This window comes from Mesobacillus jeotgali (assembly GCF_014856545.2).
Taxonomy (GTDB): Bacteria; Bacillota; Bacilli; order Bacillales; family Cytobacillaceae; genus Mesobacillus.
Map to the genome: position 1 here is coordinate 3,622,594 of NZ_CP109811.1, position 22,908 is coordinate 3,645,501.

At 44.3% G+C, this 22,908-nt stretch carries 19 protein-coding genes and 1 pseudogene; 7 read left to right on the forward strand and 13 right to left on the reverse strand.

What is annotated here, in order from left to right; genetic code table 11:
• Positions 1-286: 286 nt before the first annotated feature.
• Positions 287-1,412, forward strand: a pseudogene (ytvI, locus tag FOF60_RS18580) (sporulation integral membrane protein YtvI).
• A 78-nt stretch (positions 1,413-1,490) separates the two neighbouring features.
• Here ytvI and FOF60_RS18585 read toward each other — a convergent pair.
• From FOF60_RS18585 to dnaE, 8 genes are all read right to left on the reverse strand, one after another.
• Complete coding sequence (locus FOF60_RS18585) at positions 1,491-1,877, reverse strand: FxsA family protein (RefSeq protein ID WP_192471419.1); 387 nt, start codon at positions 1,875-1,877, stop codon at positions 1,491-1,493.
• An 881-nt stretch (positions 1,878-2,758) separates the two neighbouring features.
• Complete coding sequence (gene pyk / locus FOF60_RS18590; RefSeq protein ID WP_192473743.1) at positions 2,759-4,519, reverse strand: pyruvate kinase; 1,761 nt, start codon at positions 4,517-4,519, stop codon at positions 2,759-2,761.
• Between the two features lie 32 nt (positions 4,520-4,551).
• Positions 4,552-5,511 carry a 6-phosphofructokinase gene (gene pfkA, locus FOF60_RS18595; protein WP_192473742.1) on the reverse strand — a complete coding sequence of 320 codons (960 nt, stop codon included), beginning with the start codon at positions 5,509-5,511 and terminating at the stop codon, positions 4,552-4,554.
• Between the two features lie 299 nt (positions 5,512-5,810).
• Positions 5,811-6,788, reverse strand: coding sequence for an acetyl-CoA carboxylase carboxyl transferase subunit alpha (accA, locus tag FOF60_RS18600; RefSeq protein WP_192473741.1), 978 nt, complete (start codon positions 6,786-6,788; stop codon positions 5,811-5,813).
• Positions 6,773-7,651 carry an acetyl-CoA carboxylase, carboxyltransferase subunit beta gene (accD, locus tag FOF60_RS18605; RefSeq protein WP_192473740.1) on the reverse strand — a complete coding sequence of 293 codons (879 nt, stop codon included), beginning with the start codon at positions 7,649-7,651 and terminating at the stop codon, positions 6,773-6,775. The genes accA and accD overlap by 16 nt, the downstream gene beginning before the upstream one ends.
• Before the next feature lie 174 nt (positions 7,652-7,825).
• The gene (locus FOF60_RS18610) at positions 7,826-8,389 is read right to left on the reverse strand and encodes a FadR/GntR family transcriptional regulator (RefSeq protein ID WP_225650517.1); all 564 of its coding nucleotides are present in this window, start codon (positions 8,387-8,389) and stop codon (positions 7,826-7,828) included.
• 67 nt (positions 8,390-8,456) lie between these two features.
• On the reverse strand, positions 8,457-9,695 hold the full coding sequence (locus FOF60_RS18615; protein WP_192473738.1) for an NADP-dependent malic enzyme: 1,239 nt from the start codon (positions 9,693-9,695) through the stop codon (positions 8,457-8,459).
• Between the two features lie 198 nt (positions 9,696-9,893).
• The gene (gene dnaE / locus FOF60_RS18620; RefSeq protein WP_192473737.1) at positions 9,894-13,244 is read right to left on the reverse strand and encodes a DNA polymerase III subunit alpha; all 3,351 of its coding nucleotides are present in this window, start codon (positions 13,242-13,244) and stop codon (positions 9,894-9,896) included.
• A gap of 169 nt (positions 13,245-13,413) precedes the next feature.
• On the opposite strand from dnaE, the gene FOF60_RS18625 reads away from it, so the two are divergent.
• From FOF60_RS18625 to FOF60_RS18640, 4 genes are all read left to right on the forward strand, one after another.
• Positions 13,414-13,743 carry a sporulation membrane protein YtrH gene (locus FOF60_RS18625; protein WP_031308334.1) on the forward strand — a complete coding sequence of 110 codons (330 nt, stop codon included), beginning with the start codon at positions 13,414-13,416 and terminating at the stop codon, positions 13,741-13,743.
• Between the two features lies 1 nt (position 13,744).
• The gene (gene ytrI / locus FOF60_RS18630) at positions 13,745-14,248 is read left to right on the forward strand and encodes a sporulation membrane protein YtrI (protein WP_192473736.1); all 504 of its coding nucleotides are present in this window, start codon (positions 13,745-13,747) and stop codon (positions 14,246-14,248) included.
• A gap of 607 nt (positions 14,249-14,855) precedes the next feature.
• A complete protein-coding gene (locus tag FOF60_RS18635; RefSeq protein WP_192473842.1) occupies positions 14,856-16,040 on the forward strand; it encodes an IS256 family transposase in 1,185 nt (394 codons plus the stop codon).
• A 461-nt stretch (positions 16,041-16,501) separates the two neighbouring features.
• Positions 16,502-16,825, forward strand: coding sequence for a hypothetical protein (locus tag FOF60_RS18640; RefSeq protein WP_192473693.1), 324 nt, complete (start codon positions 16,502-16,504; stop codon positions 16,823-16,825).
• Positions 16,826-16,878: 53 nt separating this feature from the next.
• Here FOF60_RS18640 and FOF60_RS18645 read toward each other — a convergent pair whose 3' ends face one another.
• Positions 16,879-17,814: a DHH family phosphoesterase gene (locus tag FOF60_RS18645; protein WP_192473692.1), complete on the reverse strand. Its 936-nt coding sequence runs from the start codon at positions 17,812-17,814 to the stop codon at positions 16,879-16,881.
• 175 nt (positions 17,815-17,989) lie between these two features.
• Here FOF60_RS18645 and FOF60_RS18650 point away from each other — a divergent pair, with 175 nt between their 5' ends.
• A complete protein-coding gene (locus FOF60_RS18650) occupies positions 17,990-18,286 on the forward strand; it encodes a YtpI family protein (RefSeq protein ID WP_192473691.1) in 297 nt (98 codons plus the stop codon).
• Between the two features lie 44 nt (positions 18,287-18,330).
• Here FOF60_RS18650 and FOF60_RS18655 read toward each other — a convergent pair whose 3' ends face one another.
• From FOF60_RS18655 to FOF60_RS18665, 3 genes are all read right to left on the reverse strand, one after another.
• Positions 18,331-19,650 (reverse strand): CBS domain-containing protein, encoded by a 1,320-nt coding sequence (locus FOF60_RS18655; RefSeq protein ID WP_192473690.1) that lies wholly within the window; start codon positions 19,648-19,650, stop codon positions 18,331-18,333.
• Positions 19,651-19,779: 129 nt separating this feature from the next.
• The gene (locus tag FOF60_RS18660) at positions 19,780-20,028 is read right to left on the reverse strand and encodes a hypothetical protein (RefSeq protein ID WP_192473689.1); all 249 of its coding nucleotides are present in this window, start codon (positions 20,026-20,028) and stop codon (positions 19,780-19,782) included.
• A gap of 105 nt (positions 20,029-20,133) precedes the next feature.
• Complete coding sequence (locus FOF60_RS18665; RefSeq protein WP_192473688.1) at positions 20,134-20,814, reverse strand: metal-dependent hydrolase; 681 nt, start codon at positions 20,812-20,814, stop codon at positions 20,134-20,136.
• Between the two features lie 228 nt (positions 20,815-21,042).
• Here FOF60_RS18665 and FOF60_RS18670 point away from each other — a divergent pair, with 228 nt between their 5' ends.
• Positions 21,043-22,140, forward strand: coding sequence for a M24 family metallopeptidase (locus tag FOF60_RS18670; RefSeq protein WP_192473687.1), 1,098 nt, complete (start codon positions 21,043-21,045; stop codon positions 22,138-22,140).
• Between the two features lie 269 nt (positions 22,141-22,409).
• Here FOF60_RS18670 and queF read toward each other — a convergent pair whose 3' ends face one another.
• On the reverse strand, positions 22,410-22,907 hold the full coding sequence (gene queF / locus FOF60_RS18675; protein WP_167832694.1) for a preQ(1) synthase: 498 nt from the start codon (positions 22,905-22,907) through the stop codon (positions 22,410-22,412).
• Position 22,908 lies beyond the last annotated feature (1 nt).

Below are 22,908 nucleotides of genomic sequence, written 5' to 3' on the forward strand. Positions count from 1 at the left end.
TATTACACCAAACAAGTAGGATTTTGATCAATGCACCTGCTGATTATACGCCTTAGCTGTTTGTTTAAATTCGAAAAATTTCTTTAGGATTTTGTTAGGACAAAACCAATCATGTGTCAGGCCATGAACGGGATATTTAGGACTTTAAAGGATTTTTAAAAATTAAATCGAATCTTTTAAAAAGGAAAGCCGTATATTTTAGGTAATTTTCAGGACTGGCTTCAAGATTTTAAGATATGCAAAAAGTATCGGCAACCAGTTGGCCATTCCAAAAGGAGGAACCTGTTTGAATCCCGTATACCTGCATAGAACATTGCGTTTCATTTTTGTCATTGGTGCCGTTGTGGCCGGTGCGTTTGCACTTTTTTTCGTTTCTAAGGTAACTTATCCATTCATCATCGGTTTCCTGATTGCCTTTATGATGAATCCGCTCGTCAATTTCTTCCAGACACAGGCAAAAATGCCAAGAGCCCTGGCAGTATTCATTTCCCTATTGCTGATTATGCTGGTGTTTGCAGGAATGGTTACACTGCTTGTAGTCGAAATTGCTTCGGGAGCAGAATACCTTGCGAAAGTAGTCCCTGAACATCTGATTACCTTGATTGATTATATTGAACATTTATTTGCCGCTCAACTCATACCCATTTACAACCAGCTAACCGGTATGTTCCAAAGCCTTGAGTCAGGCCAGCAGGATACCATAATGGATAATATCCAGAATGTCGGCGCAACCATCGGAACAACGGCAGGGAATTTTATCAAGGACTTTTTCGAAAAATCCCCAACATTCTGTCCTGGTTTCCGAACGCAGCAACTGTCCTCATTTTCTCGCTGCTGGGTACTTTCTTTATAAGTAAGGACTGGTATAGATTATCATCAATGGGTACTAGGATTTTGCCTAATCGCGCAAGGACAAGCAGCAAGACTGTGTTTGACGATTTAAAGAAAGCCTTATTCGGGTTTGTCAGGGCTCAGGCAACATTGGTTTCGATCACTACCGTCATCATTCTGATTGGATTGTTGATTCTTCGTATCGATTATGCCATCACGATTGCCCTCGTTACCGGTATAGTGGATATCATTCCCTACCTCGGTACGGGTGCAGTTTTCGTTCCGTGGATTATCTATGAGCAATTGCTGGAGAGATGAGTACGGCAATCGGGCTAGGTATTTTGTATGTTGTTGTATTGGTCCAGAGACAGATAATGGAGCCGAAAATTCTTTCATCAAGCATTGGCCTTGACCCGCTGGCGACCTTGATCGCCCTGTTCGTCGGCTTCAAAACCATCGGCTTCCTTGGACTGATTGTCGGTCCAGTCATCCTGGTGATTTTCAATACCCTGCAGCGCGCGAATGTATTCCAGGATATTTGGTCCTTCATTAAAGGAAAAGACGAGGTTATCATAAAATAGGGGCTTTCTTCTGGTTGAATCACTTGGTTTAAATAGAATACTAAAAAACGCCAACCGATAGGGGTTGGCGTTTTATTGTCATCGAATGACTTTAATCGTACCTTTATCGATCCAGTTACGGAATAATTTCAGCATCAGTGCTTTGAAAAACTTCCTGGTCGGTGGTGCCAGCAGTAAAAATCCCAGAGCATCTGTTATGAAACCCGGTGTCAGCAAAAGAGTACCTCCGACAAGAATGCTCACCCCATCCAGGATGACATCTCCAGGCATCATGCCTCTGCTTAACTGGTTCTGAGTTCGTCTTATCGTTTCCAAACCCTGCTGCTTTGCCAAAAAAGCTCCGAGGAAACCTGTAAGGATGATGAGCAGGATCGTCGGCCATATACCAATTGTTTGACCCGCAAGAAGCAGGACGGCAATCTCAGCAGCCGGAACAATAACTAAAAACAAAAAAATATATTTCATTCTCCACCTCAATGTATTGGAATAGCGTGTCCTTCTATTATACGTGCCGGGATGCTGAGAATACAATAATATGATTGCTGGAGATCTTTTAGAAATCGAATACTTGTCATGAATTTCGTTTAAAGTTTGTATGACCCAAAGTCAACTTCAGACAGCTTTTCCTCACTTCCTATGAAAGCTGTCCGAACTTGGCGCTACTTCAGACAGCTTTTCCCCGTTTCCTATAAAACCTGTCCGAACTTGGCGCTACTTCAGACAGCTTTTCCGCATTTCCTGTAAAACCTGTCCGAACTTGGCGCTACTTCAGACAGCTTTCCGCATTTCCATGAAAGCTGTCCGAACTTGGCGCTACTTCAGACAGCTTTTCGCATTTCTCATGAAAGCTGTCCGAACTTGCGCTACTTCAGAAGCTTTCCGCATTTCCTGTAAAACCTGTCCGAACTTGCGCTACTTCAGACAGCTTTCCCCGTTTCCTATGAAAGCTGTCCGAACTTGGCGCTACTTCAGACAGCTTTTCCGCATTTCCCAAGAAAGCTGTCCGAACTTGGCGCTACTTCAGACAGCTTTTCCGCATTTCCTATAAAAGCTGTCTGAACTTAGGCTAACTTGTGACATCTTTTCCCCGTTTCCTATGAAAGCTGTCCGAACTTGGGCTAATTTGTGACATCTTTTCCTCATTTCCTATGAAAGCTGTCTGAACTTGAGCTAACTTGTGACAGCTTTTCCGCATTTCCTATAAAAGCTGTCTGAACTTAGGCTAACTTGTGACATCTTTTCCCCGTTTCCTATGAAAGCTGTCCGAACTTGGAACGGCTTCAGCAACATAAAATAAAAGCGTGAAATCAAAGTTGATTTCACGCTAAATTTGGAGCCTACCTTAATTATAAAACGCTGGCATGTCCTTTGTAGATGACGCCTCTTGCAGAGTCTACGGTGATTTCCTGGCCATCTTTGAATAGTTGCATGGCGTTTTCTACGCCAACGATGACTGGGATTCCAAGGTTTAATCCGACTACTGCTGCGTGGCTTGTCAAACCGCCTTCTTGTGTGATCAAGGCGCTGCACTTCTCGAGTGCCGGCACCATTTCACGGTCTGAACCGATTGTTACCAGGATGCTGCCTTGTTTTACCTTGCTGATCGCTTCTTGTGCATCCTTTGCGACGACTACTCTTCCGTATGCAGATTTACGTCCGATACCTTGAGCCTTTGCAAGGATATCGCCTACTACATGAATCTTCATCAGGTTCGTAGTGCCTGCTTCTCCAACCGGTACTCCAGCTGTAATGACGACGAGGTCACCGTGGGAAACAAGGCCGCTGTTCACACTTTCTTCTACTGCGATAGCGAGCATTTCGTCTGTTGTTTCAGCTTTCTGGCCTAGTTGTGGATATACTCCCCATACAAGAGCCAGGCGGCGAAGAACATGGTCATTCGAAGTCGCTGCAATAATTGGAGCCTTCGGACGGTATTTTGAGATCATACGTGCTGTATGTCCGCTTTCAGTCGGCGTGATGATTGCATTGACTTCAAGATTCAACGCTGTATGTGCAACCGATTGTCCGATAGCATCCGTGATATTGTGCTCTGTGTCTTTGCTGCGAGCTGATAAAAGTTCTTTATGATCAAGCGCTTGTTCTGCACGTGATGCGATGTTATGCATTGTCTGTACAGCTTCAACTGGATATTGTCCAGCAGCTGTTTCACCGGAAAGCATGATGGCATCTGTACCGTCAAAGATCGCGTTTGCTACGTCACTTGCTTCCGCGCGTGTAGGACGAGGGTTGCGCTGCATGGAATCAAGCATCTGAGTTGCCGTGATAACAGGCTTGCCAAGTGTGTTGCACTTTTTGATCAAATCTTTTTGCACAAGTGGTACTTCTTCAGCCGGGATTTCAACACCAAGATCACCACGGGCAACCATCAAGCCATCAGAAACTTCAAGAATTTCGTTGATGTTGTCGACGCCTTCCTGGTTTTCGATTTTCGGAATGATTTGGATACGAGTTCCGTTGTTTTCCTCAAGAAGCTGGCGGATTTCCAATACATCTGTTGCACGGCGTACAAAAGATGCTGCGATAAAATCTACGCCTTGCTCAATACCGAAAAGAATATCCTTTGCGTCTTTTTCTGTGATTCCCGGCAAGTTGACAGATACACCAGGAACGTTGACACCTTTTTTATTCTTAAGCGTTCCGCTGTTAAGAACTCTGGTTTTGATTTCATTGCTAGACTTGTCGATGCTGATAACTTCCAGCCCGATCAAACCATCATCTAGGAGAATTTTAGCCCCTGGATGAACATCTTCGATCAACTGGTCATAAGTAACTGAAAACTTTTCTGCAGTACCCAGAACTTCTGTCATAGAAACGATGCACTCCTGGCCAGTCGTTAGCTCGATCGCTCCGTTTTCCATATCGTTCGTACGGATTTCCGGGCCTTTTGTATCAAGAAGAATACCAACATTCTTCCCTGTTTTACTTGCAGCTTCTCTGATATTCTTGATACGTGCTGCGTGTTCCTCGTGATTTCCGTGTGAAAAATTAAGACGGGAAACATTCATACCTGCTTCAATCAATTGAACCAATTTGTCAACACTTTCACTAGCGGGACCAATTGTACAAACAATTTTTGTTTTGCGCATAGCTTGCAACCTCCTGGTTTACTGTAAAGAGATTAGATAGAAAGCTCTTTCGATAATTTATATAAGTTCAAGTCAACAGTATGTTCCTTTGCCAAAGCTTCAATGATATCGTAATCAACTAGTTGATTATTTTCCATTCCGACAGCACGTCCACCTTTACCTTCCAATAAAAGCTCTACTGCCCGTGCTCCCAGCCTGCTTGCAAGTACACGGTCGAATGCTGTAGGCGTTCCGCCGCGCTGAACATGGCCAAGGACTGTTACGCGTGTGTCAAAGTCAGTCTCTTCCTGCAGTTGCTTCGCGAAATCATATCCGTTCATGACGCCCTCTGCCACAACAATGATACTGTGTTTTTTCCCGCGTTCATGCCCTTTTTTAAGGCGGTGAGCTATATCCTTCATATCATGCGGATCCTCAGGAATCAGGATTGTTTCCGCACCGCCTGCCAGACCAGCCCATAATGCCAGGTCTCCAGCATTGCGTCCCATTACTTCGACAACAAATGTTCTTTCATGTGAAGAAGCAGTATCACGGATTTTATCGATTGCATCGATGACAGTATTAAGCGCTGTATCAAATCCGATTGTGAATTCAGTTCCTGGGATATCATTGTCAATGGTTCCAGGCACACCTACACAAGGGAATCCCTGCTCCGTCAACGCCTTTGCCCCTCTGTAAGAACCGTCTCCGCCAATAACGACTAGTCCGTCAATACCAAGCTTATTTAACTGCTGTATTCCTTTTTGCTGGCCTTCCTTTGTCTTGAATTCTTCACTTCTTGCGGAATAAAGGAAAGTTCCGCCTCGATGAATGATGTCACCAACTGATCCAAGTTCCAGCTTTTTAATATTTCCGCTCATCAAGCCAGCGTAACCGCCATATACACCATAAACCTCTACATCATGGTAGATGGCTTTTCTAACAACCGCACGTACGGCAGCATTCATGCCAGGCGAATCCCCGCCGCTCGTCAAAACACCAATTCTTTTCATCTTTTCACCTCATTCAGTATGTACTGTACCAAAAAACTAATCACTGTAGTATCCTGTTACTAGCTTATCTTATTATGAACAGAATACCCGGGAATATTTCTAAAATACCACGTAGAATACCGTATCTCAACTGAATCCTCAATATTGACAATAAGACGGAATTATCACGTAATTGCAAGCGCTTCAATAGGATTTTTAGCCAAGCTGCCTCCGCATTTATGACTGATTTTAGGTACATGTCCGAGTTGTCAAGCTTAAATTTTATAAAATAAAAAATAAAACGTGCAGATTGGCACGTTTTATTTTACCCCTATAAATTCAGTTGGAAACGAAAACTCTCCAATTCGTTTGTATTTTTCATAGCGCTGGCTCAGCAGTGTTTCTTCATCCAGCACAAGCAGTTCGGACATCGAATCTTTTAAAACTTTATCCATATACTTTGCCTGCTGCTTCAGATCTTTATGCGCCCCGCCTTTTACTTCGGGAATGATCTCATCTATGATTCCAAGCCCCTTCAAATCTGGAGCTGTAATCTTCATCGTTTCGGCGGCTTTTTTCGCCAAGGAAGAATCCTTCCAGAGAATAGCCGCTGCGCCCTCAGGTGAAATAACGGAGTAGGTCGAGTTTTCCAGCATGTGAATATAATTGCCGACTCCAAGAGCGAGTGCTCCCCCGCTTCCGCCTTCGCCGATGACAACACAGATTACCGGAACCGTAAGTCCAGCCATCTCGAATAGATTTCGGGCAATCGCTTCACTTTGCCCGCGCTCTTCTGCCGCTTTTCCGGGATAAGCTCCCTTCGTATCGATAAAGCAGATAATTGGGCGCCTGAATTTTTCAGCTTGCTTCATCAAACGGAGAGCTTTCCTGTAACCCTCGGGATGTGGCATGCCAAAATTTCTGCGGATATTTTCCTTTGTATCCTTTCCGCGCTGATGGCCAATGACTGTCACCGGATAGCCATGGAACTTCGCAATACCGCCAACGATAGCTTCATCATCTCCAAATGTCCTGTCTCCATGACATTCAAAGAAGTCGGTAAATAACAAAGAAATATATTCAAGCGTAGTAGGGCGGTTCGGATGACGGGCAATCTGCACCCTATCCCATGGTTTCATGTTTTCGTATATTTCCGATTCAAGCTTTTGGAGCCTCGCTTCAAGTTTATCTATTTCAGAAGTGAGATCGACATCGGCTGTCCTGGTAAATTCCTTTAGCTCGCTGATTTTTTTTCTTAGTTCCAAAACCGGTTTCTCAAATTCTAGTTCTCCTGCCATTCGAATGTCCCTCCTGGCTGATGGATTTCAAGTATTCCCGCAATTTTCTCCTTCAGTTCTGTTCTCGGAATCACAGCATCTAGCTGACCGTGCTTAAGCAAGAATTCCGATGTCTGGAAGTCTTCTGGAAGTTCTTCACGGATTGTCTGTTCAATGATTCTTCGTCCTGCGAATCCAATCAAAGCTCCTGGTTCTGCGAGATTGTAATCCCCCAATGAAGCAAAGCTCGCAGAGACTCCTCCTGTTGTCGGGTGAGTCATGATCGAAATGATCAACCCGCCATTATCACTGAACCTTTTCAATGCGACACTTGTTTTGGCCATTTGCATCAAGCTGAGAACACCTTCTTGCATCCTCGCTCCGCCCGATGCGGTAAAAATGATGAATGGAATGGATAATTCATCGGCTTTTTCAATTGCCCTCGTAATCTTTTCGCCTACCACAGAACCCATGCTTCCCATCCTGAAGGTCGCATCCATAATCGCAATCGCGACATCAAATCCGCCAACACTGCCTACCCCAGTAACAACAGCTTCATTTAAGCCTGTCTTATCCTGGTCCTTTTCTAGCTTTTCCTCATATCCAGGGAAGCCCAAAGGATTGCCTGAAACCATCTCGCGGTTCAATTCCCTAAAACTTCCTGCATCCAGGAAGCTATCAATTCGTTCCGCTGAATTCATCTGATGATGGTAACCGCATTGGAAACACACCTTACAATTTTTATTCAGCTCTTTTGTATACATGATTTTCTTGCAGTTCGGACATTTCGTCATGATTCCTTCAGGAACATCCTGTTTCGCTGCTTCAGAAGGAATTGTCGCGTACTTTTTCTTTTTCGTTTTCGTAAAAAGCTCCTTAAGCAAGTTAAAACCCCCTCCGAATAATACTGGTTGTTTTGTAATACCCTAAATTTAGGAACAAAGCACTAAGTGGCCAGACCACTATTTCAAAAAAGAAAGAGAGGCTGCCCTCCAGGCATCATAGGCATGTCCACAAGTATATAACATCCTTTCTACAAAAGATGTTACTTCATGTCGTCATTCCGTCGACATTTTCCGCAACATGCGATACCTTTCCAGGATCAGATCTCCTTTTTTTGATTCAAGTGAGTCTGCCAGTTTGTGATAGTCTTGTTTTTCAGCTGGTGATGCTTTAAGCTGAAGAGCATTATAATAATCATTCAGTATATACCAAATTCGATAAAAAAGATGATTGTCGGCAAGTTCGGCAATTTTCCTGAAAAATTCCTCGTCCTCAAAATTATGGTCATCTATCCAGACCTTTAATCTTCTGATTTCGTCTTCCTGTATCTTTTCGGATGCCAGGTACAGACAATCGACCTCAATCATATTTTTCGTTTCGACAACATCATTTTTTGCTTTTTCATCCTGCAGGATAAAGGTGCTTAATAATTGGACAAGCTGGTTGCCGCGGAAGTCCCTGATGAATGTTCCTTCTCCCCTTCTCGTCTCAATCAAGCCGAGAAGCTCAAGGGCGCGTAATGCCTCGCGAACGGAGGAGCGCCCGGCATTCAGGCGCTCTGAAAGTTCACGTTCGGATGGAATTTTATCCCCTGGCTTTAAGCCGTCTTTATTAATCATTTCCCTTAGCTGCCTGACGATTTCCACATATACCTTTGTGCTTTTTTCAGGCTGTGCCACTAAGAGATCACTCACCTTTTCCAATCAATGCAAGGCGCATGGTGCGCTCTTTAACTTCTTCCGGATCCACTTTAATACGTGCGACACCGGTTTCCATCGCCGCATTTGCAACAGCCGCTGCAACAGCAGGTGCCACACGCGGGTCAAACGGGCCAGGAATGACGTAATCGCTTGAAAGCTCGGATTCCTCAATCAAGCTGGCGATTGCATTAACAGCAGCTACCTTCATCTTTTCATTGATATGGGTAGCCCTGGCATCCAATGCTCCGCGGAAGATCCCCGGGAATGCAAGAACATTATTCACCTGGTTAGGGAAGTCGGATCGGCCTGTACCTATGACTGCCGCTCCAGCTGCCTTGGCTTCATCAGGCATGATTTCCGGCACCGGATTTGCCATCGCAAAAATAACAGGATCATTATTCATCGTCTGGACCATTTCAGAAGTCAGTGCTCCAGCGACAGAAACTCCGATGAATACATCTGCTCCTTTAATCGCATCCGCAAGTGATCCTTCCACATTGTCTCGGTTCGTGAATTTAGCCACTTCGTCCTTGATCGCATTCATGCCGTTAGGGCGGCCCTCATAGATCGCACCCTTTGTATCGCACATGATGATGTCCCTGACTCCGTAAGAATAGAGAAGCTTAATGATCGCAATTCCAGCTGCTCCTGCTCCGTTCGCGACCACTTTAATTTCATTCATTTTTTTGCCGACAATTTTCAAGGCATTTACGAGACCAGCCACTGTGACAATCGCAGTTCCGTGCTGATCATCATGGAATACCGGAATATTCGTTTCTTTTTTCAAGCGTTCTTCTATAGCGAAACAATTTGGAGCTGCGATGTCCTCCAGGTTGACTCCGCCAAAAGTCGGCTCAAGCAGCTTTACAGTCTCGACAATCTTATCAACATCTGTTGTATTCAAACAAATAGGAAAGGCATCGACTCCGGCAAAGCTCTTAAAAAGAACAGCTTTTCCTTCCATTACTGGAAGTGCCGCTTCAGGACCGATATTCCCCAGGCCCAATACAGCTGTGCCATCAGAAACAACGGCTACCATATTGCCCTTCATTGTATAATCAAAAACAGTTTCCGGCTTATCATATATTTCCTTGCAAGGCTCCGCCACCCCTGGCGAATAAGCAAGGCTTAAGTCCCTTGCATTCCTTACAGGCACTTTTGATTTTGACTCTAATTTCCCTTTGTTTACACGGTGCATGTGCAAAGCTTCTTCACGTAAAGTCAACTCAGGTCCACTCCTTAGTTATAGGCTTTCTTCGTCAAAATTTGGCTTTTGCCGTACTCCATTCAGCTATGAACCAGAGAAGAGCAATATTTTAGCCAAAACGACAATGATAAAATACCTGGTTATAGAAAAAGTCTTCAGTGGTCTGACCACACATATCCTTTTCCAATATAACACATCTATTATACTTGTAAAGAACTAATTTTTCAGGACAACGTTATTATCACCCAATACCGTTCTTAAGTCTTCCATACTTCCTCGTTCTGTGTTCACGCTGTACTCGCCAGGCAGCAGCAGCGATTTTTCGGTTTCTTCGTTATACACAATTACCTGCACATCACCTGGATGTTTTTTCAATAAAGCTTTGAGTTCTTTCACCTTTTTGGCACTGTCCGTCCCTTTAGCGATCCGCAAATATAAAACTGGTTCTTTTTTCGCTTCCCTTTCAAGCTCAAGAACCTGGTTCACGATAAATTGGCTCTTTCCTTCCCGTTCATCGAATTTGCCTTCGAGCAGCGCCATTTTCCCCTGGCCTAAAACATTTCCATATTGCTTATATACTCCTGGGAATACGACAGCATCTGTTTCCCCGCTTGCATCGCTAATGGTAAGGAAAGCCATTGCTTCGCCTTTTTTCGTCCGGATTTTCTTATCCTCGGTGATATAAACGCCAAGCCTGACTTTGCTTCCAGGAGATTTCGAGGCAATCCTTTTGACACCGGCCGCCTTGAATTCTTTTTCATAAATGGATGCAGGGTGCTTCGACAAATACACTCCTAGTACTTCCTTTTCCAGGCTGAGTTTATCTTCGATCCGCATCGGATCGACCTCGGTATACTTTGGCTTCAGGGAAAACTCTGCTTCTGCGAACATATCAATCTGGCCGGAGTCATCAGGAGCCACAAGCTGTGCATGTTCAATCGCAACATCAACACTTGCTAAAAGGACGGCGCGGTCCTGGCCGAATTCATCGAATGCGCCTGAATAAATCAGTGCTTCGAGCACTTTTCTTGTAGCAGCCTTTTGGGGCACACGAATGCAAAAATCGAATATATCCTTAAAAGGCTGGTTTCGTCTAGCCTGGAATATTTCCTTCAGTGAGGCGATTCCTACTCCTTTTATTCCGGCGAGGCTGTAGCGGACTGCATCCCCTTCTGGCTGGAAGCTGAAGGCACTTTTGTTGATGGAAGGAGGAAGAAGTTTGATCCCCATTTGCTGCAGCTCTCTTGCATATTGTGCGATTTTAACATCATTGCCGATTGCCGACGTCAGCAGCGCCGCCATAAAATAAAGCGGATAATGAGCTTTGAGGTACGCCAGCTGGTAGGCAATCATGCTATATGCGACTGCATGGCTTCGGTTAAAGCCATAATTAGCAAATCGGACGATCAAATCATAGATAAGATTCGCTGTTTGCGTGTCATATCCTTTCTTTAAAGAACCATTCACAAAATGTTCACGTTCCTGGGCAAGAACTTCCTTCTTCTTTTTTGAAACTGCTCTCCTCAGCAAGTCCGCTTCTCCCAGGGAAAATCCGGCTAGCTGTGAGGCAATCTGCATGATTTGCTCCTGGTAAACGATGACCCCGTAAGTGTCCCGGAGAATGGGTTCGAGGTCCTTATGGTAATAGTCAATAGGCTGCCTTCCGTGCTTGCGGTCAATGAACAACGGGATATTTTCCATAGGGCCTGGACGATACAGGGCATTGACTGCGACTATATCTTCAAACCTCGTTGGTTCAAGCCTTGTCAGCACCTTCCTCATCCCTTCAGATTCCAGCTGGAAAATACCTGTCGTTTCTCCCCTTCCAAGCATTTCGAAGGTTAGCTTATCTTCAGGCGGGATATCGTGAATGTCCAGCTCACGCCTTGTCTTTTGCTTGATGGACTGAAGGATTGAATCGATCAAGGTCAGGTTCCTTAAGCCGAGGAAGTCCATCTTCAACAAGCCTAATTCTTCAAGGTGATCCATTGAATATTGGGTAAGGAACACTTTCGACTGGCCGGACTGGATCGGCACGACATTTGTAAGCGGCTGTTCACTGATCACGACACCCGCAGCATGTGTGGACGTATGCCGGGGCAAGCCTTCGAGCTTCATTGCCGTTTCAAGGATTCTCTTATTCTTGGACGATTCTTCGATAAAACTCCTTAACCCGGCAGACTCCTCGACTGCATCTTTCAGGGTAATGCCAAGCCTCGATGGTACAAGCCTTGATAGACGTTCGAGCTCTTTCGCGTTCAAGCCGAATACGCGGCCAACGTCCCTTACCGCTGCTTTTGCAGCAAGTGTTCCAAACGTTGCAATCTGTGCAACATGAAGCTCCCCGTATTTTGCCGCGACATATTCAATAACTTCATCCCTGCGGTTATCAGGGAAGTCGATATCGATATCAGGCATTGAAATACGTTCTGGATTCAAGAACCTTTCAAAGAGAAGATTATGTTCAATCGGGTCGGCATCCGTTATGTACAATACATATGAAACGATTGAACCAGCCGCGGAACCACGTCCCGGTCCGATGAGGATGCCTCTTTCCCGTGAGTATTTTATGAAATCCCAGACAATCAGGAAGTAATCGCTAAAGTTCATTTTCTTAATGACTGACATTTCATATTTCAGCCTGTCTTTGTGTTGTTGTGACGGATTTCCGTATCGCTCTTCTAGTCCCTTAAAACATAGTTCCTCGAGCATCTCATCAGCATTTTTTCCCGGAGCCACCGGGAACTTTGGCAGATGCCTTGTTTCAAAATCAAGCATGACATTGCAGTCCTCTGCTATTTTCAGGGTATTTTCCAATGCTTCTGGATACTCCGAGAACAGCTCGCACATTTCTTTTGCCGGCTTTAGGTAAAACTCACTGCTGCCCAGCTTTTCACGGGCATCATCCTGGAGCTTCTCCCCATTTCTAATCGCCAGCAGGCACTCCTGGGCAAATGAATCTTCTTTTTCCAGATAATGCACCTGGTTGGAAGCAGCCAGTGGAGTGTTGGTTTCTTTCCCCAGTCTTGCCATCTGTTCAACCAGCTCCCTTTGTCCTGGTAGGCCTTGGTCCTGAATGGCTAGGTAAAATTGATCCCTGCCGAATATCTGTTTATATAAATCCAGCGTCTTTAGCGCGTTCTCTTTTTCACCGTTCGTTAAGTAATATTCTATTTCTCCCTGGGTTCCCGGAGTAAGTGCAATAAGTCCAGAAGCGTAATGCTTCAGCCATTTCACCGGTATTCCCTCTGGAGATTTTGTCTGTACAGCACTTGAAATCTTGATCAGGTTCTGGAACCCCTGGTTGTTTTTCGCGAGCAGCACAAGCGGAAAAGACTCATGTTCCAAAGTCTGGCTGACAACGTCAACCGTCAGGCCCAGCAAAGGTTTGATCGAGTTCTTCAGGCATTCTTTGTAAAACGCTACTGTTCCGTACATTACATTGCGGTCCGTCAGTGCGAGTGCGGAAAATCCTTTTGCCCTGGCATCGCGGACTAGCTGCTCTACTGTCGCCGTACTCGTGAGCAGGCTGTATGCACTATAGACATGAAGGTGAATAAATGGCATTTCTCTCACACCCTTAAAGGTTAGGTTCATCTTCTTTCATTATAGGCTTTTCAGGCAAAAAAAGAAAATATGTTCTCATTGCTTCAAGGAAGTTTAAACATATTGATTGCAGATTGTCCATATGATGAATTACGAGGAAAAAATCTACCATTAACTGAGGGTGTTTTATTTGAATCAGCCATTTGCTTCCCATCTGTTCGAAGCCTATTTTATCGCGCTCGGTGTTTTGCTTGGCGGCTCGCTGATTGGCGGATTAGCCGCTTTTTTGACAGGACAGCCTTTGATGACGGAAATTGCCCGCTTCTCAAGTTCTATTCGGATATGGGCGATCATTGCTGCGATCGGCGGTACCTTTGATACTGTCTACAGCTTCGAACGCGGGCTTTTAAACGGTGAAACGAAAGATATTTTCAAGCAATTCCTATTGATCCTTACAGCCATGGGCGGTGCGCAGACGGGAGCACTGCTGATCAACTGGCTGACGCAGGAGCATGTCTGAAATGAGGATTCCGCCATATTACCGCAGGCCAGAGTGGCAGAGATTTTTTTCTGGTATGGCTATAGGCGCTCTACTGAGCTGGGTTTTGTTTTTATACATTAACGGAGTTTTATTGGAAAAACAGGCAAAAAAAATTGAGCAGCAGAAGGATGAAATAGCCGACCTGAAAAGCGATATCCAGATCTGGATGGAGGATTACGAAGAATTAAACAAGAAGAACCAGGAGAATTTGACTGTCCAGGAGATCAAAGTGAAAATCGTCAATGATAAAAAATATAAGCAGCTTGATACCCTAAGCATCTATGAGATCGAGGAGGAAACCAAGGGCCAGTTGAACATGCTGCTTGCCAAGGATCTAGATTCGGTTTTCAAGAGCAGGGATCTGATCACCAAAGTCATTGAGAACAAATCCATCAAGGTGAATGACAAACGCTACAAGCTGAAAATCAAGTCGATGGTCATCTATACTTCCGTGAGCATCCAGGTGGAGATTAGTTTGGATTGATCGGAGAGCCAGTATTCGTGCCTGGTTCGGGAGAGAGCATGGGGGATCCTTACGATTACAGCTGCTTTTTGACAGCTTTGGAGCGTTGTGCATGAGAGCTGTCACAATAACCGCGTTTTCTTGACAGCTTTGGAGCGTTGTGCATGAGAGCTGTCACAATAACCGCGTTTTCTTGACAGCTTTGGGCTTTGAACCCTGAAACCTGTCACAATAACCAAGTTTTCTTGACAGCTTTGCGCTCTCAATCCTGAAACCTGTCACAATAATCATGCTTTCTTGACAGCTTTGGGCCTTGAACCATAAAACCTGTCACAATAACCGCGTTTTCTTGACAGCTTTGCGCTCTCAATCCTGAAACCTGTCACAATAATCATGTTTTCTTGACAGCTTTGACTCTTGAACCCTGAAACCTGTCACAATAATCATGCTTTCTTGACAGCTTTGGGCCTTGAACCATAAAACCTGTCACAATAACCGCGTTTTCTTGACAGCTTTGCGCTCTCAATCCGATTAAGCCCATATAATTGTGTAAATAGAAAATGAGTCATATTAATTCCTTTTGTCCTACAATGTTATCAGCGACGAAAAACATGTGGAGGAATTAATTATGACTCAATTACAGTTTAACCTAAATCTAGATCTTTTAAAAGAATCCGTGATGGATTCAGACATCGATTCTGTGATCAAAGCATCCATTGTCCTGGTATTAAATGAATTCATGGAAAAAGAACGTGATGACCATTTAAAAGCGCGTGCTTATGAGCGTACACCTAGTCGACACGACTACCGGAACGGCTACTATGATCGTGAGCTTCTCTTAAGCATTGGAAAGATTGTGCTCAGAGTCCCTCGTACTAGAAACGGTGATTTTTCAACCACTGTATTTGAGCAATACGCTCGATGTGACCAGGCTTTCGTGCTATCCATGCTTGAAATGGTCGTAAACGGGGTTTCCACGAGGAAAGTAACCAATATCGTGGAACAGCTCTGTGGACATAAAGTATCCAAATCGTTCGTATCCACTCTCACGGAGAAGCTGGATCCTATCGTGAACCAATGGGCAAACAGGCCACTCAATACAATGTACTACCCTTATATCTTTGCCGACGCTATGTATATCAAAGTAAGAGAACACAATCGTGTGGTATCCAAAGCTGTCTATATCGCCACTGCCGTTGATGAGACCAACAGACGGGAAATACTGGGCTTGCGAGTCGATCATGTGGAGAGTTTTGAAGCGTGGCAGCGATTCTTTCATCACTTACAGTCACGAGGGCTACAAGCACCAAAACTGATCATTTCCGATGCCCATAAGGGCTTGAAGTCTGCCATTGAGAAAGAATTTGTAGGATCTGCCTGGCAGCGATGCACTGTCCATTTCAAAAAGAATATCATCACTCATATGCCGAAAAAAGATATGGATGAAGTAAAAATCGCACTAAAAAGAATTTTCGAAGTAGCGAAGGTAAAAGACGCTAGAAAGTATAAAGATGAGTTCATCAACACATTTGGTGACAATCCAAAATTGGAGAAGGCTATAGAAATCTTAGAAGAAGGTTTCGAAGATGCCATCCAATATCTAAATGAAAAACCCATGTTTCATAAGCATATTCGAAGCACAAATTCATTAGAAAGAATAAACAGTGAAGTCCGTAGGAGAGAAAAAGTGATTAGAATCTTTCCTAACACACAATCCGCATTCAGATTAATAGGAGCTGTCCTAATGGATTACGCTGAGGAAGTTAACAAGAGAATAATCCCTGAAAAAGAAGAGAAAAAACAGAAGAAGTAGTAGGCGCTGCGAAGCGAAAATTTTGATGTTCTGGAAGGGGGGTACCCCCCTTCCAGAACATCAAAAACATATAAGCTGTTTAACTTGTTTTTCATAAGGAATGAATTTACACAGAATAATGGGCTTGACTCTCAATCCTGAAACCTGTCACAATAATCATGTTTTCTTGACAGCTTTGACTCTTGAACCCTGAAACCTGTCACAATAATTATGTTTTCTTGACAACTTTGGGCTTTGAACCCTGAAACCTGTCACAATAACCGCGTTTTCTTGACAGCTTCGAAGCTTGCCACATAAAACCTGTCACGATTCCGGCTTTCCTTTGAGGAGTTCTACGCAGTAGCTGTCAAACTCCCGCCAGAAAATAAAGGGAATTCCCTCCAGTTACCTTCAGCTTGTGTGACTCTTGATAAAAACGGGAATTATAAGCATATGCGAAGGAATAGACAGGAGGGATTCATATGAGTTTTAACAATGGAGCTGGAAATAGCGGCAGTGGTGTTGGCGGAGGAGTTTTTCCGGCTTACGCCATGAACAACGCGAATCGTGAAAACCAGGTGAAATTGAATGAGGATCAGTATGATATATATGTGAATGATGATTTTGTCGGTCAAAAAAGCCTAAAAAATCAGGGTGAACATCTTTCTGACATCGATGACTTCTTAAAACAGCAAGGAATCACGGATTTTACAGCTTCCCAAGACGGTGACCACTATAAGATCCAGACCGATGGATTGAATGCGGAAATCATTGATGCTTTAAAGGTTTATTTTAATAATAGATGATGTGAATAAGAAAGGTGCGCTTCAGTATTGAAACGCACCTTTTTTGTGGAGTTTTATTCCTCACATGCTTTGATTAAGTCTGCAAGAACCCGGTCAACATCGTCCCATGAATAAATGGATGCACCTGCAGCCAGCGGATGACCTCCGCCATTGTAATTTCTGGCGATCGTATTGATAACAGGCCCTTTGGAACGCAGGCGCACCCTGATTTGATCCTCTTCCTCAATGAAGAATACCCAGGCCTTGATGCCCCTGACATTGCCCAGCTCACTTACAAGCAATGATGCTTCAGATGGCTTGACTGAATATTGATCAAGCAGCTCACGTTTCATCACTACCTTGGCCGCACCATTTTCCAGCAGTTCAAAGTTCTGGAGGATGTATCCGTTCAACTTCACCACATTTGGCGCCAGCTCATACATTTTGTCATAAAGCTCTGTACGCGAGAAGTTATAGTGGATCAGTTCTCCTGCATAAGCAAAAGTTTTGTTAGTGGTGCTCGGATACAGGAACCGGCCAGTGTCGCCGACAATTCCGGCATACAGCAATCTGGCTGCCTCATCTGACATCTTCAGGTCCTGGTCCTTGAAAGTAAGGTAAAACTCATAAATCATTTCACTTGTAGAGCTTGCTGAAGTATCTACCCATTGAAGATCACCGTACGGATCTTCATTCGGATGATGGTCAATCTTGACAAGCTGCTCCCCTAAACGGTAGCGCTCATCACATATCCGCTCGGCATTCGCTGTATCACAGACAATGACAAGCGCGCCTTTAAAAGTATCGTCCGAGATAGAATCAAGCCTTCTCAAGTAATTAAGCGATGGCTCCTCTGCGCCTACAGTGTAAATATTCTTTTCAGGATACGAAGCCTTCAGGATTTCAGCCAGTCCTCCCTGCGAACCGTACGCATCAGGGTCCGGCCTTACATGACGATGGATAATGATCGTTTCATAATTTTCAATAGCCTCAAGTATTTGCTCTTTCATAAAAATGCTCCTCCATCTTTTTCATATCTTAATTATGAACATATTTTTTGGAAAAGAAAAGCAGGAACCTCATCTGGCAGGGTACCGGCATTCTCTCCCATTCTTCAACCTTTGCTTGGCAATCCCCATGTATAAGCTGTAAAATAGAGTAGATTATGAATTTGGAGGAATCGCAATGCCTATTCTCGTTTTATTGATTGTTCTTTCATTTGTCTTCTATATCTTTTACAAGATTAAATATGTCCGCAGCAAAAGGCCTGCAGAGCGCAGCTGGCTTTCTGCCAAATCGAGCATCGCCCTGGGTTTGTTCGTCGCCTTGTTCGGAATCAATCAATTGTTCCTTTTCCAGACTGCTGTCACATACATCGTAGGTGCTATTTTCATTGTCATTGGTTCGCTGAGCGTCTGGGGCGGGATCAAAGCATATAAGTTCTACCTTCCACACGCTGCCAAGGAAGCTCAGGAAAATTAGACACAACAAAGCCGACCCTGTTAAGGATCGGCTTTTTTCAACTGTTAATGTCTGTCGATCAGCTGGCACATCATCATCGCCTTACCGACAAGAACGCCGTCATTGAAGGCTTCGATATCGACCTTACCGAACTTCCTTCCCACCTCTAGAACCTTCGGATAGATCTCTATGACACTGTCAATCTGCACCGGCTTGATAAAATAAATCGTCATATTCTCGACAACCAGATCCCCTTTTTTGTATCCACGCAGCACGCGGTTCGCGGCTTCTGTAACGATTGTTGTAAACACGCCATATGAAATCGTCCCAAGGTGATTCGTCATCTGTGGAGTCACCTGGCAGCGGAAAATGTCTTCATCCTTTGTTTTTCCTTTTGCCAGAACAAGCTGGTTCGTTACCGTATCATCAAGTGTTTCCCCCACCTGCGGCTGGCGCTGGATCATTTGCAGGGCCTTCAATACATCCTGTCTGCTGACAATGCCCTGAATCCTGTTGGCATCGTCCACAACTGGCAGGACTTCAATACCTTCCCACACCATCATGTGGGCAGATGACGCTACACTCGTCGAACCGCTTACGGTCATCGGTTGTTTTGTCATGATTTTCTCAATCAATGTATCCTGTTCATGCCCCATGACGTCCTTCGATGTGATCATCCCGATTACTTTCATATTCTGGTCCACTACCGGAAAGCGGCTGTGAAGCGTCTCATCCTTGTGTCGGTACCAATCTGACACACGGTCATTGGCCTTGAGGAAAATCGTTTCCGTGACCGGTGTAAGAATATCCTCCACAAGGATAATTTCCTTTTTGATCAACTGATCGTAAATCGCACGGTTGATCATCGTCGCTACTGTAAAAGTATCATAGCTGCTGGAGATGATCGGCAGCTGCAATTCATCGGCCAATTTCTTTACATGGTCTTCAGTATCAAAACCACCGGTAACTAAAACAGCTGCTCCTGCCCGCAGTGCCTGTTCATGTGCTTTGTCGCGGTTCCCGACGATCAGCAGGTTTCCTGCACCGGTATAACGCATCATCGCCTCCAGCTTCATCGCCCCGATGACGAATTTGTTCAATGTTTTATGAAGCCCGGCACGTCCGCCCAGCACTTGCCCATCGACGATATTAACAACTTCTGCAAAAGTAAGCTTTTCAATGTTCTCTTTCTTTTTCCGTTCAATCCTGATGGTGCCCACACGTTCAATTGTGCTGACATACCCTTTATTTTCAGCATCCTTAATTGCTCTATATGCAGTTCCTTCGCTTACGTTAAGCGCCTTGGCGATTTGGCGTACCGAGATCTTTTCTCCTATTGGCAATTCATCTATATATTGAAGTATTTGTTCATGCTTAGTTGCCAAGACTTTCACCCTTTTTAATATTTTTCCGTACAAAGTAGTTCTATCCATTATTATTATAAGGTTTATAAGGGTTGGATTCAATTTAATTAGGATGGAAGTCCTTTATATAGAAAAAACTGGCTGATCCTCTCAGCCAGTGTAAACGCGTGATTTTCTTTTCAAGCTGTTTTCCATCTTCCTGCTGCCTGCGCTGGAACGTTTTTTCGGCGTGTATAAAAAGGCTGCAAGATTTCCTGCGAAGACCAGCAGAGCCAGGAACAGCCATGAACCAGCAAATAAAGCTTCTTTTCCTCCCAGTTGGAAGTTGAGCTCCGGCATTCCTATGTAAAGCATCATGCCGCATAACAGCAAGTATAACAAGTAACGGTTCTTCTTCATTTTCCCCCTCCTACAGGTTGTCTTAGTTTATGTTTATGCTTCCAAAGCTAGAATTAGCATGTTAAATAGAAAAAGCTGCACAACTTTTTGTGCAGCTAGTGACTTCTATAATTCAATTGCCTCTCCTGCTTCGAGAACGGTGCCTTTGTTTTTCTTAAGCATTTTTATAAAAGCATGTGGATCCTGCTTGATTGGCGGGAATGTATTGAAATGGATTGGCACCACTTGCTTCGCGTTGAGGAATTCCGCGGCCAACGCCGCATCTTCCGGTCCCATTGTAAAATTGTCGCCGATCGGCAGGAATGCCAGGTCAATCGGGTGTCTCTCGCCAATCAGCTTCATGTCGGAAAACAGCCCCGTGTCACCTGCATGGAACACAGTCTTTCCTTCTGCCATGAACAGAATTCCGGCAGGCATGCCGCCATAAATAATTTCATTATTTTCAGTGACCATGCCTGTCCCATGGAAGGCAGGCGTCATTTTAACCTTGCCAAAATCAAATTCATAAGCTCCGCCAATCGACATGCCGTGCGTGTTCAAGCCCTTCCAGCTTAAATATGTAGCCACTTCGAAATTGGCGATTACAAGCGCATCATGCTTCTTCGCCAGCTCGACCGTATCCCCTAGGTGGTCTCCATGTGCATGGGTCAGGATAATGACATCTGGCTTCACATCCTCCACCTTCAGATCGGTCAGATCATTGCCGGTAATGAACGGATCAATCAGGATGGACTTCCCATTTGTTTCAATTTTAACAACAGAATGGCCGTGATAAGATACTTTCATATTATCTCTCCTTTCATTCTAGGCTTTTGGCAAAGGCTGTTGCATCAAATCAGCGCAACATGTACCTTTAGCGCAAAAAGCCCTATAACTAAAATATTTCAACACCCTTTGTCTATCTCCTTCTACCATTTTCTTTATACCCAACAGCATCATTCGTTAAAAGTTTTACTTTTCACCTGCGAATTGCTACTCTCATAGTGTGATGTACATATCAGAGGAGGAATTTCTATGACGGAAAGATTGGCTGCGTTATCAGGATGGATGAAGGACAATGGTGTAGATGTCACTTTTGTTACATCTCCTGACAATGTATTTTACCTAAGCGGATTTTTAAGCGATCCTCACGAAAGACTGCTGGCAGTTGCGGTATTCCAGGATGCCGAGCCTTTCATGATTTGCCCGGCAATGGATAGAGAAAATGCGAAGAATGCCGGATGGGAGCTTGAAATCATCGGCTACAGCGATACAGAGGATTCAATGGAACTTGCTTACAACGCGATTAAAAAGCGCGTTCCTTCAATCAAGAAAACCGCGATTGAGAAGGAACAATTGAACGTAGAGCGTTATGAAATAATGTCTGGCCTTTTTGGCGGCTCGGAGTTTGTTTCGGCAGAAGAAAAACTGCGCTTGATGCGAATGATCAAAAGTGAAGAAGAATTGCAGAAATTGAGAGTAGCATGTGAGCTGGCTGACTTTGCCATCCAGACAGGGGTTAATGAAATCCAGGAAGGCAAAACCGAGCTAGATGTACTTGCAGCGATTGAATATGAATTGAAGAAAAAAGGAGTAACGGAAATGTCGTTCTCAACGATGGTCCTTACTGGTAAAAATGCCTCGGCACCGCATGGCACACCAGGCCTGACAAAGATCAAAAAAGGTGACCTCGTCCTGTTCGACCTAGGTGTTGTGATGGATGGCTACTGCTCTGATATCACAAGGACCGTTGCTTACGGTGAGATCAACAAACAGCAGGAAGAAATTTATAACACCGTTTTAAAAGCACAGCTGAAAGCCCTTGATACCGCACGAGCAGGTGTTGCATGCTCGGAGGTCGACCTTGCTGCACGCCGTGTGATTGAAGAAGCTGGATACGGCGACTACTTCCCTCACCGCCTGGGCCACGGACTCGGAGTCAGCGTCCACGAATATCCATCATTGACCAGCACGAATCCTTTAAAAATGGAAAAAGGAATGGTGTTCACCGCTGAACCAGGGATTTATGTACCTGGTGTCGCAGGCGTAAGAATTGAAGATGATGTCGTCATCACCGAAGATGGAATCGAGATTTTAACGAAGTTCCCTAAAGAATTAGTATATGTATCGTAAAATAAACCACAAACCGCCTGAGATTCCTGATCCAGGCGGTTTGTTCTGGTGTAAAAGCTAATTACCATAGCGGAAATACTTCGTTTCGACTTTCTTATAGCGAAAATTTCTTTTTTATAGCGATTTTTGACTTTTTATAGCGAATTTCGATTTTTCATAGCGAAAAATTTCTTTTTATAGCGAAATCCCGATTTTTATAGCGAATTGGAAAATATCCGCGTTTTTTTCCAGTTAAAAAAGAGCAGCATGTCTAGCTGCTCTCCTTCTATTTAGCGATTATCCACTTTTTCAGGATACATGTCGTGGTTCATCATCCGGTAGTTTGCCATTTCTTCATACTTCGTTCCTGGCTTGCCGTAGTTAGTATACGGATCGATCGAGATGCCGCCTCTTGGCGTGAATTTGCCCCAAACCTCAATATACCTTGGATCCATCAACTTGATCAGGTCATTCATGATAATGTTCATGCAATCCTCGTGAAAGTCACCGTGGTTCCTGAAGCTGAACAGATATAATTTCAGCGCTTTGCTCTCAACCATCAATTTGTCAGGAATGTAGCTAATGTAAATCGATGCAAAATCAGGCTGCCCTGTGATCGGGCATAGACTTGTGAATTCCGGGGTATTGAATTTTACAAAATAATCCCGATATGGGTGCTTATTTTCAAACGTTTCAAGGATTTCAGGAGAGTACTCAAACAAGTACTTTGTTCCCTGATTGCCTAACAGTGTCAAATCTTTCATTTCCTCATCTTTTCTTCCAGCCATT

Excerpts from the sequence above, each read along its gene's own strand:
- FOF60_RS18645 (WP_192473692.1), bottom strand. The coding sequence starts at position 17,814 with ATGAAAGAGCAAATACTTGAGGCTATTGAAAATTATGAAACGATCATT.
- accA (WP_192473741.1), bottom strand. The coding sequence starts at position 6,788 with ATGGCAGGAGAACTAGAATTTGAGAAACCGGTTTTGGAACTAAGAAAA.
- pyk (WP_192473743.1), bottom strand. The coding sequence starts at position 4,519 with ATGCGCAAAACAAAAATTGTTTGTACAATTGGTCCCGCTAGTGAAAGT.
- queF (WP_167832694.1), bottom strand. The coding sequence starts at position 22,907 with ATGGCTGGAAGAAAAGATGAGGAAATGAAAGATTTGACACTGTTAGGC.
- FOF60_RS18650 (WP_192473691.1), top strand. The coding sequence starts at position 17,990 with ATGCCTATTCTCGTTTTATTGATTGTTCTTTCATTTGTCTTCTATATC.
- FOF60_RS18585 (WP_192471419.1), bottom strand. The coding sequence starts at position 1,877 with ATGAAATATATTTTTTTGTTTTTAGTTATTGTTCCGGCTGCTGAGATT.
- FOF60_RS18665 (WP_192473688.1), bottom strand. The coding sequence starts at position 20,814 with ATGAAAGTATCTTATCACGGCCATTCTGTTGTTAAAATTGAAACAAAT.
- FOF60_RS18640 (WP_192473693.1), top strand. The coding sequence starts at position 16,502 with ATGAGTTTTAACAATGGAGCTGGAAATAGCGGCAGTGGTGTTGGCGGA.
- ytrI (WP_192473736.1), top strand. The coding sequence starts at position 13,745 with ATGAGGATTCCGCCATATTACCGCAGGCCAGAGTGGCAGAGATTTTTT.
- FOF60_RS18660 (WP_192473689.1), bottom strand. The coding sequence starts at position 20,028 with ATGAAGAAGAACCGTTACTTGTTATACTTGCTGTTATGCGGCATGATG.
- FOF60_RS18610 (WP_225650517.1), bottom strand. The coding sequence starts at position 8,389 with ATGATTAATAAAGACGGCTTAAAGCCAGGGGATAAAATTCCATCCGAA.
- pfkA (WP_192473742.1), bottom strand. The coding sequence starts at position 5,511 with ATGAAAAGAATTGGTGTTTTGACGAGCGGCGGGGATTCGCCTGGCATG.
- FOF60_RS18635 (WP_192473842.1), top strand. The coding sequence starts at position 14,856 with ATGACTCAATTACAGTTTAACCTAAATCTAGATCTTTTAAAAGAATCC.
- dnaE (WP_192473737.1), bottom strand. The coding sequence starts at position 13,244 with ATGCCATTTATTCACCTTCATGTCTATAGTGCATACAGCCTGCTCACG.
- FOF60_RS18670 (WP_192473687.1), top strand. The coding sequence starts at position 21,043 with ATGACGGAAAGATTGGCTGCGTTATCAGGATGGATGAAGGACAATGGT.